The organism is Stenotrophomonas sp. Nf1 (genome assembly GCF_003028475.1).
Taxonomy (GTDB): domain Bacteria; phylum Pseudomonadota; class Gammaproteobacteria; order Xanthomonadales; family Xanthomonadaceae; genus Stenotrophomonas.
Genome location: NZ_PYTV01000011.1, coordinates 96,644 through 107,230, shown reverse-complemented (window position 1 = coordinate 107,230; position 10,587 = coordinate 96,644). Strand labels below are relative to the sequence as shown.

General features: G+C 67.7%; 10 protein-coding genes. 2 read left to right on the top strand and 8 right to left on the bottom strand.

Annotation, left to right across the window (positions count from 1 at the left end; translation table 11 throughout):
* Window positions 1–92: 92 nt before the first annotated feature.
* Together C9412_RS18150 and C9412_RS18145 are read right to left on the bottom strand one after the other, a co-directional pair.
* Window positions 93–1,058 (bottom strand): sodium:calcium antiporter, encoded by a 966-nt coding sequence (locus C9412_RS18150; RefSeq protein ID WP_107232897.1) that lies wholly within the window; start codon window positions 1,056–1,058, stop codon window positions 93–95.
* A 73-nt stretch (window positions 1,059–1,131) separates the two neighbouring features.
* The gene (locus C9412_RS18145; protein ID WP_107232896.1) at window positions 1,132–1,755 is read right to left on the bottom strand and encodes a hypothetical protein; all 624 of its coding nucleotides are present in this window, start codon (window positions 1,753–1,755) and stop codon (window positions 1,132–1,134) included.
* 125 nt (window positions 1,756–1,880) lie between these two features.
* Between C9412_RS18145 and C9412_RS18140 the strand changes: the two genes are divergently transcribed.
* The gene (locus C9412_RS18140; RefSeq protein WP_107232895.1) at window positions 1,881–2,420 is read left to right on the top strand and encodes a hypothetical protein; all 540 of its coding nucleotides are present in this window, start codon (window positions 1,881–1,883) and stop codon (window positions 2,418–2,420) included.
* A 202-nt stretch (window positions 2,421–2,622) separates the two neighbouring features.
* Here the strand turns inward: C9412_RS18140 and hmgA are convergent, their stop codons facing one another.
* Window positions 2,623–3,930: a homogentisate 1,2-dioxygenase gene (hmgA, locus tag C9412_RS18135; protein ID WP_107232894.1), complete on the bottom strand. Its 1,308-nt coding sequence runs from the start codon at window positions 3,928–3,930 to the stop codon at window positions 2,623–2,625.
* 87 nt (window positions 3,931–4,017) lie between these two features.
* Window positions 4,018–5,130 carry a 4-hydroxyphenylpyruvate dioxygenase gene (gene hppD / locus C9412_RS18130; protein ID WP_181358753.1) on the bottom strand — a complete coding sequence of 371 codons (1,113 nt, stop codon included), beginning with the start codon at window positions 5,128–5,130 and terminating at the stop codon, window positions 4,018–4,020.
* Between the two features lie 129 nt (window positions 5,131–5,259).
* Between hppD and C9412_RS18125 the strand changes: the two genes are divergently transcribed.
* Window positions 5,260–5,754: a MarR family winged helix-turn-helix transcriptional regulator gene (locus C9412_RS18125; protein WP_010482680.1), complete on the top strand. Its 495-nt coding sequence runs from the start codon at window positions 5,260–5,262 to the stop codon at window positions 5,752–5,754.
* A gap of 121 nt (window positions 5,755–5,875) precedes the next feature.
* Here the strand turns inward: C9412_RS18125 and C9412_RS18120 are convergent, their stop codons facing one another.
* The 4 genes from C9412_RS18120 to C9412_RS18105 all read right to left on the bottom strand — a co-directional run bounded on the left by C9412_RS18120 (window position 5,876) and on the right by C9412_RS18105 (window position 10,411).
* Window positions 5,876–7,015, bottom strand: a complete 1,140-nt coding sequence (locus tag C9412_RS18120; RefSeq protein ID WP_107232893.1) for a hypothetical protein — start codon at window positions 7,013–7,015, stop codon at window positions 5,876–5,878.
* A gap of 220 nt (window positions 7,016–7,235) precedes the next feature.
* Window positions 7,236–7,835 carry a thioredoxin family protein gene (locus C9412_RS18115; RefSeq protein ID WP_107232892.1) on the bottom strand — a complete coding sequence of 200 codons (600 nt, stop codon included), beginning with the start codon at window positions 7,833–7,835 and terminating at the stop codon, window positions 7,236–7,238.
* 19 nt (window positions 7,836–7,854) lie between these two features.
* Entirely contained in the window at window positions 7,855–9,354 is a 1,500-nt protein-coding gene (locus C9412_RS18110) for a peptide MFS transporter (protein ID WP_107232891.1), read from the bottom strand.
* A gap of 181 nt (window positions 9,355–9,535) precedes the next feature.
* A complete protein-coding gene (locus C9412_RS18105) occupies window positions 9,536–10,411 on the bottom strand; it encodes a tryptophan 2,3-dioxygenase family protein (RefSeq protein WP_107232890.1) in 876 nt (291 codons plus the stop codon).
* Between the last annotated feature and the right edge of the window lie 176 nt (window positions 10,412–10,587).

Below are 10,587 nucleotides of genomic sequence, written 5' to 3'. Positions count from 1 at the left end.
ACCAAGGTTGGCACCCACCGGGGGATCGATGGTAGGTGCCGACCGTTGGTCGGCACGGAACCCACCGCATCCACGCATGGCGTGGATCACCGTTACAACGCCGGCGCGCCCACCAGCAGCAGCTCCAGCACGAACCAGCCGGCGAACGCGACCAGCAGGATCGCGCCTTCACCGCGACTGATCTTCAGGTCGCCGCGCAGCATCGGGTACAGCACCAGCGCGAACGCCAGCAGTGCCGGCAGCTCCAGCCGCACGAACGAAGCCGGCAGCGCCAGCGGTTGCAGCATCGCCATCGCGCCGACCACCAGCAGCAGGTTCACCGCGCTGGACCCCAGCACATGCCCCAGCACCATGTCGCCATGCCCGCGGCGTGCGGCCGCGATGGCCGTGGCCACCTCCGGCAGCGCCGTGCCGATCGCCACCGGCAACAGGCCCACCAGCAGCGGCGTCCAACCCAGCGCGGCGCCGAAGTCCGCAGCGGCACCGACCACCAGTCGGGCGCCCCAGTACAGCGCCAGTACCGCGATCAACACCCGCAACACGTTCAATGGCAGGCTGGTGCGGCTCAGCGCGGATTCGGCAATGGCCGCCTGCACCTCGGCGCTTTCGCTGCGACCACGGCGCAGCAGCAGCACCTGCATGACGATGAAGCCGGCCACCAGCACCGCGCCTTCCCAACGCACCAGCCGGCCATCCAGGCCGAACAGGATCAACAGCACGCCGGCCGCCAGCAGCGCCCCCCACAACACCGTCTGCAGGCGTGCGCGCAGCAGCAACGGCGCCACCATGGCCGCCACGGCCAGGGTCAGGCCCAGGTTGACCACGCTGCTGCCCACCGCATTGCCCAGTGCCAGCTCGGGCTGTCCGACCGCCAATGCTCGTGCATTGACCGCCAGCTCCGGCAGCGAGGTGGTCACCCCGAGCAGCAGCAGACCTGCGGTGAAGGGCGTGGCCCCGAAGCGTTGGGCCAGGCCGGACACCGCCTTGACGATGGAGTCCCCGCCCAGTGCCAGCAGCAGCAGGCCAAGCAGGAACCAGGCAATGGCAATGGCGATCATCGAGCACTCCCCCAGCGGTCGTGGCGCGATTCTACGCTGGGCCCAGCCGCGTGGCTGGGCCGTGGATCAAGGATCAGCCACAGCCTTCGGCATAATCGACCTGCGGGGTGCGACCGACCCGCCAGGCGCCGACCCGGCCATCGGCACCGAGCGCGAAGTCGATCACCGCCGCGCCCTCCTGCGCCGGACGCACGCGCAGGTGCTGGGCCTTCTCGTCGTACTTGTCGGGGCCAACGTCGGCGCGCTCGGGATACAGCACCTGCAGTTCGCCCAGCGTCATGCCGACCTTGCCACCGCCCGGCGCGGTGATCGCCGCGCTGCGCACGTCATAGCGCACCAGCTTGCGGGCCTCGATCATCAGGCGCGGATCCTCGGCGCCCTGCGGGCGCAGGAAGTAGCAGCCGTCGTTGCTGTCGTCGGTCGGCAATGGCTTGCCGGCAGCGTCGGTACCCAACCCCTGAAGCGGCGTGCCGAAGCCACTGCGGACCTCGGCAATGCCCGCGCCCAGCGTCGCGCCGGCGTAGCCGTCCAGGCGCGCGGGGCCCTGCTCCACGGCTGCCGTGGCCGTACTCGGCGCAGGGGCGGTGGTGGGGGCCGCAGCGGGCGGCGTGGCCGTATCGGCGGCGGCCGGCGCCTCGGCAGTGCGGTTGCAGGCGGTAAGCAACAGCAGCAGAGCGGCGATCGGAAGAGGCTTCATCGGTGCGGTTCCCTGGCACGAAGGTGGCTGCACGCTAGCGCAATGAGCGTGCAGGCGCTGCATTGTCATCGCCGTTTCATCGCCCTCGTTCAGGCTCGGCGTGCACCGACTTGGCTGTCCCTTCCATGCAACCGCGCAAGACCGATCTCGCCCGAACCGCGCTGCAGGCCCACCGCGCGCCGCTGGACATGCGCCAGCGGCGGCTGCTGATCCTGTGCGATGGCCAGCGCAGCATCGCCGAACTGACCGGCCTGCTCGGGCAGGAAGCGCCCGCGATGGTCATCCAGCTGGTGCAGGCGGGATACCTGAGCACCGGCCCGGCAGCGGCGGCCCCCTCCCCCCCAGCCGTTGCCGAGCCGGCCAGGGCCGCACCTGCGCAGGTGCCGGCTGCGTCCCCCGCCACGCCGGTCGAACGTCGTCGCTCGCTGGTGGCCGCACGCATCTATGTGCTGGGCATCCTGGAGATGCAGCGCCACCCGCAGGCGGCAGCGCTGTTCCGCGACCTGCAGCAGGCACGCGCGGAAGACGAGGTGGTGCAGCGGCTGCATTCGGCGATGCGGATGCTGCCCGGGCTTACTTCGGATGGCTATTGCCAGCGCGTGCGGCAGCGCCTGCTGGAAGCCCTGCCGCTGGAGCACTGCGACGCCTTTGCCGAGGTGGCGTGAGCGCGGATGCGGTCAGGTTCCGTGCCGACCAACGGTCGGCACCTACCGGGGACGGCGGCCGGTAGATCCACGTCATGCGTGGATGCGGTGAGGTTCCGTGCCGACCAACGGTCGGCACCTACCGAGGGCGGCGGCCGGTAGATCCACGCCATGCGTGGATGCGGTCAGGATCCGTGCCGACCAACGGTCGGCACCTACCAACCTAGCGGGTCGGCCGGAAATTGTTGCGCAGCCCGTTCCAGCACTGCTGGTAGTCGCCCTGGCGATGGCCGGCAGCCAATGCCTGCGCGGTCGGGCGGATCACCGCGCGGGTCTCGAACATGAAGGCCATCGTGTCCTTGATCACATCGGCCTTGGACAGATCGGCGCTGGACGCCTTGTCGAAGGTTGGTGCATCCGGGCCATGCCCGCTCATGCAGTTGTGCAGCGAGGCGCCGCCCGGCACGAAGCCTTCGGCCTTGGCGTCGTAGGCACCATGCACCAGGCCCATGAACTCGCTGGCGATGTTGCGGTGGAACCACGGCGGCCGGAACGTTTTCTGCGCCACCAGCCAGCGCGGCGGGAAGATCGCGAAGTCCATGTTGCTGGTGCCCGGCGTGTCGCTGGGAGAATGCAGCACCAGGAAGATCGACGGGTCCGGGTGGTCGTAGCTGATCGAACCGATGGTGTTGAAGCGGCGCAGGTCGTAACGGTACGGCGCGTAGTTGCCGTGCCAGGCCACCACGTCCAGCGGCGAATGGTCGATCGGCGCGCGCCACAGGCGGCCTTCGAACTTGGCGATCAGCTCGAAATCACCGTCCACGTCCTCGAATGCGGCGTGCGGGGTCTCGAAGTCGCGCGGGTTGGCCAGGCCGTTGGAGCCGATCGGGCCCAGGTCGGGCAGCTTCAGCAGCGCACCGTAGTTTTCGCAGATGTAGCCACGGCTGGGGCCATCAGGCAGTTCGACGCGGAAGCGCACGCCGCGCGGAATCACTGCGATCTGCTGCGGCTCGATCTCGATCACGCCCAGCTCGGTCAACAGGCGCAGCGCGCCCAGCTGCGGCACGATCAGCAGCTCGCCATCGGCGTTGTAGAAGTAGCGGCCAACCATGTCGCGGTTGGCGGCATACAGATGGATGCCAACACCCGCGTGCGCATCGGGCGAACCGTTGCCACCCATTGTGTACAGGCCTTCGACGAAGTCGGTCGGCAGTTCCGGCAACGGCAGCGGGCTCCAGCGCAGCTGGTTGGGCGATGCCGGCTGCGCGCCGAAATCGCACTGCAGCTGCGACTGCGCGAACGGGGTGAACTCGCCATGGGTCACCGCCGGACGGATCCGGTACAGCCAGCTGCGGCGGTTGCTGCCACGCGGCGCGGTGAACGCGGTACCGGTCAACTGTTCGGCGTACAGGCCGTGGGCTACCTTCTGCGGCGAGTTCTGCCCGACCGGCAGCGCGCCGGCGACGGCCTCGGTGGCGAATTCGTTGCCGAAACCGGACTGGTAGCCGCGGGCGGTGATGGCGGGGGACATGGGGGCTCCTGAGATTGCCGGCCAGCGGCCGGCACTACCATTCAATCAGGCAATGCCGGCGGGAGGCCGACATTGCCCGTGCAGACCTTACAGCACGCCGCGGCGGATCTGGTCGCGCTCGATGCTCTCGAACAGCGCGGTGAAGTTGCCTTCGCCGAAGCCTTCGTTGCCCTTGCGCTGGATGATCTCGAAGAAGATCGGGCCGATGCAGTTCTGGGTGAAGATCTGCAGCAGCTTGCGCTGGTGGGTTTCCGGGTCGGCGTCGATCAGGATCTTGTTCTTCGCCAGGCGCGCGACGTCTTCACCATGGTTCGGCACGCGCTGGTCGATCACGTCGAAGTAGGTCTCCGGCGTGTCGAGGAAGTCCACGCCCTGCGCGCGCATCGCTTCGACGGTCTCGTAGATGTTGTCGGTGAAGCAGGCGATGTGCTGGATGCCCTCGCCCTTGTACGCATCCAGGTACTCGTTGATCTGGCTCTTCGGGTCGGACGATTCGTTCAGCGGGATGCGCACGATGCCGTCCGGGGCGGTCATCGCCTTGGACACCAGGCCGGTCTTCAGGCCCTTGATGTCGAAGTAGCGGATCTCGCGGAAGTTGAACAGACGCTCGTAGTAATCCGACCACTGCTGCATGTTGCCGAAGTACAGGTTGTGGGTCAGGTGGTCGATGAAGGTCAGGCCGAAGCCGAACGGGTGCAGATCGGCGCCGGCGATCGGCTCGTAGTCGCCGTCGAAGATGCTGCCGGCCGCACCGTAGCGGTCCACCAGGTACAGCATGCAGTCGCCGATGCCCTTGATGACCGGCGCGTTGACCGCCTTGCTGTCCGGCTTGAACGCGACCGCTTCGGCGCCGTTGCCCAGCGCGGTCTGGTAGACCTCCTGGCCCGGCTTCTTGAAGCGGATGGCGAAGCCACAGGCGCAGGGGCCGTGCTTTTCGGCGAAGTCGGCGGCGAACGAATCGGCGTCTTCATTGACAAGGAAGTTGACGTCGCCCTGGCGATAGACGGTAATCGGACGCTGCTTGTGCTTGAGCACCGCGCTGAAGCCCATCTTCCGGAAGTACGCGTGCAACTCCTGGCCACGGCCGGCGGGGGCGGCAAATTCGACGAACTCGAAGCCGTCGATGCCCATCGGGTTCTCGAAGGTGGTGACCTGCATGCCGGGGTTGGGGTGCGAGGCGGTCGGGACTGCGGTATTCATGGCGTGGCTCCGAATCGGTACCGCATCGGTACAAACCAGGTGCGGGCAGGTTGGGACCCGGCGAGAATGCAGGGTCTGGACCTTCCCCTTATAGTTACACTTGAAACCACCAGCAAGGTGCACCGCAACATGAGCCCCGCCGATCCCGCCTCGACCCGCCTGCGTGCCTCGCACGTCCTGCTCGACCTGGAACAGTTCCTGCCGTACCGGCTGAGCGTGCTGTCCAACCGGGTCAGCGGCAACATCGCCAAGCTGTACGGCGATCGTTACGGTCTGGCGATTCCCGAATGGCGGGTCATCACCATCCTGGCGCTGTACCCCGGTTCCTCGGCCAGCGAGGTGTCCGACCGCACGGCGATGGACAAGGTGGCGGTCAGCCGCGCCGTGGCGCGCCTGCTGGAGCGCGGCTTCATCAAGCGCGAGACCCACGGCGACGACCGCCGCCGCTCGGTGCTGGCGCTGTCGGCGGCCGGCTTCGAGGTGTACGAGACGATCGCGCCGATGGTGATCGAGATCACCCGCAAGCTGATGTCGGTGCTGAGCGAGGAGGAGGAGCAGCTGCTGGAGAAGCTGATCCTGCGCCTGGCCGGCGATGGCTTGGAGAGGATGGGCGAAGGGGTGTAACCGCGCCGAGCGCGGCGGTTGGTAGATCCACGCCATGCGTGGATGGCGACGCGCCGGTTCGGCTTCGGTGGGGTCAGAGCCCTTTCCTTCGGAAAGGGATCCGACCCCGGGGCGGGCGGGGTCAGCTCAGATGCTTGCGCCGTGCATGGATCCACGGCACCGCCAGCGCCGCGATGGCGCCGCCGGCGAAGCCGAGCGAGGCGGCAACCGTGGCCGCTTCGACCGCGCCCGGCAACGCCAGGGCCGCAGCCACCAGCAGCAGCGACGGCAGGCCGACGAAGGTGCCCAGGAAGAAGTGCCAGCGCGGCGACCAAGTGTTGAGCTGCAGCAGGCTCACCGGCTGCCAGGCCTCCGAGGCAGCGTCCTCGGCGATCTTCGCCACCGCCTTGGCCAGATCCACTTCGGGCAGCGCGCGCCCCAGACGCGCGGCGGCCAGCAGTTCGGCCACCGCGTCCACCGGCGGGAACGTGGTCGGCCACGCCACCGGTGCCGGCACGCCATAGGCGGTCAGCAGCGGTACGCTCAGCCACGGTGCCACCAGCGGCCGCATGCGGCGGCGGCCATGCACGCACCAGATCTGCGGCTGGCCGTGCGCGGTAACGCTGTACAGCGCCAGTTCGCTGGCCGGCGGATAGCCCAGCATGGTCACCCGCGCGGCCAGGCTGTCCTGCCCCATCGCGCGCAGGAAGCCGGGCCGGCTGCGCCCTTCCTGCATCCACGCCAGGCCCAGCGCACCGACCAGGTAGGCTTCTGCCACGTCCTTGCTGCCGGCGGTGGCGCGCTCGTCGCTGGCCAGGTACCACGCCAGCGATTTCGGTTCGGACACATCGTCCAGGCCCCAGCGGCTGTCGTCGCCCAGCACATGGCGCACCGGCAGGCGCGCCGGAGCGGTCTCGCCGCGCTCGCCCGGCTGCAGGAACGGCAGCACGCCCTGGATGAAGGTGGACAGTTCGATCGCACGCACGCCGTGGCCCTGCCATTCCGGCGGCAGCAGGCCGGCCAGTTGGCCCTCGGCGGCCAATGCGTCCAGTCGCGATTTCTGCTCCACCAGTTTCTGCACCGCGCCCTTCAGCACCACGTTGTCGGGCAGCGCGATCTGCGGCAAGCGGTGGCGGGGCGGCGCCAGTTCAACGGTGTCTTCGCCGGTGCCGGCGTCATCCAGCAGTGCTTCCTGCGGCGGCAGGGTCACGCCCTCGCCTGCTCCGGCCTCGGCCAGCTCACTGGCGGATTCGGGCAATCGTTCGGCGTGGTCACTGTGCATGGGCGTTCCGGTAGGGGCATCGACGGAATGTCGACTGAGGTCCTTGCCGGTAACGGCGAGCGCGTTGCGAAGTTGAGATGCCGATACAGGGAGTGTGACGGCGCGCGCAGTAGAGCCACGCGAGGCGTGGATGTGCCTCAATGCCGACCAACGGTCGGCACCCACCAGGTTGGTGGCCAGCAGATGGCACCCACCAGAGCATGCCGGCCAGCGGCCGGCACTACCGGGCGGGTGCCCATTGCTTCAGGAAGGCAGTGATCCGCGCGGGCTGGAACGCTTCGCCCCGGCGCAGCTCGGCAGTGGCCTGCGAGACCAGCAGGCTGCCGTCGGCATCCAGCACCAGCAGGTGCGGATAGTCGCGCTCCATCACCGGGAACTGGGCGAAGAAGGCGGTGTTGGGCTGTTCGTCACTGGCATTGACCTTCACCCACACGTAGTGGGCATCGCGGAAGCGGCGCAGGTCGCCGTTGCCTTCCACGATCTCATCCAGTGCGTGGCAACGGTCGCAGGCGGCGTTGCCGACTTCCAGCAGGATGCGCTTCTTGCCGCGCTGGGCTTCCACCTTGGCGGTGGCCAGGTCGTCGGCGGGATTGCGGGCCGGGTCGAACTGCGCGCCGAGCCCGGCGATGGCGGCGATGTCCGCCGCCACCGGGGTGTTGCCCGAAGCCACCGGTTCGCTGGGGTCAGCGACCGGTGGCTCGGTGGGCCGGGTATCCAAAGGCTGCGTGGGCTCGGCGGCGGCAGGCGGTGGCGGTTGGGAACAGGCGCCGATCAGCGCCGCACAGACCACCACCATTGCACCACCGAGCTTCATGCGCATGCCTTCTACCCTCTCATCATCATTTGACGCCGTGCATCAGCTTGTTGATCAGCGGGGCGATCAGGAACAGCACCACGCCGGAGCCGATCAGGGCCCAGAACCCGAAGGTATACCCCTTCAGGGCCGACTCGACCGTCATGCCGCCTTCACCACTGACCACACCGGCGAAGATGCCCGACAGGTTGTTGCCGATGCCGGTGGACAGGAACCAGCCGCCCATGCCGAAGCCGACCAGGCGCACCGGGGCCAGTTTGGTCACCATCGACAGGCCGATCGGCGACAGGCACAGCTCGCCCACCGACTGGATGACGTAGACCATGAACAGGGTCCAGAACGGAATCTTGCCGTCCACGACCATCTGCGACAGGGCGTACATCAGCAGGGCGAAGGCGGCGCCGTTGAACAGCAGGCCCAGGCCGAACTTGCGCGGGATGGACGGATTGGCGCGGCCCAGGGCCACCCAGATCCAGGCGATGACCGGGGCCAGGGTGATGATCGCCACCGAATTGACCGACTGGAACCACGCGGTCGGGAAGGTCCAGTCACCCATCTGGCGGTTGACGATGTTCTCGGCCAGGAAGGTGAACGAGCTGCCGGCCTGTTCGAAGAACATCCAGAACATCACGTTGAAGGCGAAGATGATCAGCATGGCGATCACGCGGTCGCGCTGCACCTTGCCCTCGCGGATGCCCTCCACCAGCAGCAGGATGGCCAGCGCGGTGAACATCGCCCCCAGGATCCAGGCCAGCGCGGTGGCGCCGGTGGCCAGCAGGAAGTAGGCCACCGGAATGGCGATTACGGCACCGACCAGCACCATGATGATGCGGCCGAAACCTTCGGCGCCGGCCGGCGGTGCGCCGATGCCCTTCAGGCCGGCACGACCGATGTAGAACCACACCAGCGAGATCAGCATGCCCACGCCCGAGGCGATGAACACCACCTTGTACGACGGCATTTCCGAGGTACCGAACACTTTGCGGGCCAGGTACTCGGTCAGCACCGGGGCGATCATCGCGCCGATGTTGATGCCCATGTAGAAGATGGTGAAGCCCGAATCGCGGCGCTCATCCTTCAGCCCGTACAGCTTGCCGACCATGGTCGAGATGTTGGGCTTGAACAGGCCGTTGCCGACGATGATCGTGGCCAGGCCGAGCTTGAAGATGTGCTCCTGCGGCAGCGAGATCATGAACAGGCCGGCAGCCATGATGATCGCACCGGTCAGGATCGAACGCTGGTACCCCAGCACCCGGTCGGCGACGTAGCCACCGAAGATGGCCGCGGCGTACACCAGCGCCAGATATGCGCCATAGATGCGGCTGGCGTCGCCCTCACCGGCGGCGTTGCCGCTGTAGAACTGGGAGACGATGTACAGCACCAAGGCCCAGCGGATGCCGTAGAACGCAAAGCGCTCCCAGAACTCGGTCATGAACAGCATCCACAACGGGCGTGGGTGGCCCAGCGTGGTCTTGAAGTCCGGCAGCGCCGGCTCCGGGGTGTTCGCAGTGGCGTTTACGCTCATGCGGGTTTCCTGGTTCGGTGGATGACGAGCACGTCCGATGTGCAGTTGAAGCAACGCGCGAGGATCACCGACTTGTGGCGTTCACGTCAAATACACGCCGTTTGAGGCAGGTGCCCACCTGCTCGCTGAACTTGCATCTGAAACGATCCAGCCACCTGCCGGGGTCCAAGCTGAATGCGGGTCAGCCCAGTTCTGTCGGGGGCGCGGCCTGCAGGGTGGTGCGCACCTGGAACAGCTCGGGGAAGAAGGTCAGCTCCAGCGCCTGGCGCAGGAAGCCCACCCCGGACGAGCCGCCGGTGCCGCGCTTGAAGCCGATCACCCGCATCACCGTGCGCATGTGGCGGAAGCGCCAGAGCTGGAAGGCGGTCTCCAGGTCCACCAGGTCTTCGCACAGCGAGTATTCGCGCCAGTAGCGGTCGGTGTCCTGGTAGATGCGCTCGAACACCGGCTGCAGGGCGTCGTCGGCCACATGCGGCTGGGTCCAGTCGTGGGTTTCGTACACCACCGGCACGGCGTGGCCGAAGCGGGCCAGGTACTTCAGGAACTCCTCGTACAGGCTCGGCGCCTCCAGCACGGTGCGCAGCTGCGCCTGCCCGGCCGGGTCGTGCTCGAACACCTGCAGCATCTGCGCGTTCTTGTTGCCCAGCAGGAACTCGATGTAGCGGTACTGCAGCGACTGGAAGCCCGAGGACGGGCCCAGCACGTCGCGGAAACCCATGTACTCGGAGGGGGTCAGCGTTTCCAGCACCGACCACTGCTCGGTCAGCTGGCGCAGCACCTGCTTGCTGCGCGCCAGCACCTTGCGGCACTGCCAGACTTCATCGCGCTGCAGGAAGCCGATCGCCGCGCGCAGCTCGTGGCCCAGCAGCTTCAGCCACAGCTCCGAGGTCTGGTGCTGGATGATGAACAGCATCTCGTCGTGGTGCGGCGGATTGGACAGCGGCTGCTGCGCGCTCAGCAGCTGGTCCAGCCGCAGGTAGCCGCCGTAGGTCAGGCGCCCGTGCAGATCGGTGTGGATGCCGGCTTCGAGGTCGCGTTGGTTGTTGTCGACGGACATGGGTGGGACCAGATCAGGGGCGGCAAGGGTAGCGCGTTGCCGCCGCGCTGGCAGCCGCCGGGTCCATACCGGGGCGTGCGGTTGGCCGTGGAGCATCGGCCGATGCCGGGGCTGCGCGTGGAACCGATCAGGGCGTTGCGCTGGCGGTCAGCCAGAGGCGTATTCTGATGCTTTGC

Coding starts and splice junctions, on each gene's coding strand:
- C9412_RS18150 (WP_107232897.1), bottom strand. CDS start 1,058: ATGATCGCCATTGCCATTGCCTGGTTCCTGCTTGGCCTGCTGCTGCTG.
- C9412_RS18145 (WP_107232896.1), bottom strand. CDS start 1,755: ATGAAGCCTCTTCCGATCGCCGCTCTGCTGCTGTTGCTTACCGCCTGC.
- C9412_RS18140 (WP_107232895.1), top strand. CDS start 1,881: ATGCAACCGCGCAAGACCGATCTCGCCCGAACCGCGCTGCAGGCCCAC.
- hmgA (WP_107232894.1), bottom strand. CDS start 3,930: ATGTCCCCCGCCATCACCGCCCGCGGCTACCAGTCCGGTTTCGGCAAC.
- hppD (WP_181358753.1), bottom strand. CDS start 5,130: ATGAATACCGCAGTCCCGACCGCCTCGCACCCCAACCCCGGCATGCAG.
- C9412_RS18125 (WP_010482680.1), top strand. CDS start 5,260: ATGAGCCCCGCCGATCCCGCCTCGACCCGCCTGCGTGCCTCGCACGTC.
- C9412_RS18120 (WP_107232893.1), bottom strand. CDS start 7,015: ATGCACAGTGACCACGCCGAACGATTGCCCGAATCCGCCAGTGAGCTG.
- C9412_RS18115 (WP_107232892.1), bottom strand. CDS start 7,835: ATGCGCATGAAGCTCGGTGGTGCAATGGTGGTGGTCTGTGCGGCGCTG.
- C9412_RS18110 (WP_107232891.1), bottom strand. CDS start 9,354: ATGAGCGTAAACGCCACTGCGAACACCCCGGAGCCGGCGCTGCCGGAC.
- C9412_RS18105 (WP_107232890.1), bottom strand. CDS start 10,411: ATGTCCGTCGACAACAACCAACGCGACCTCGAAGCCGGCATCCACACC.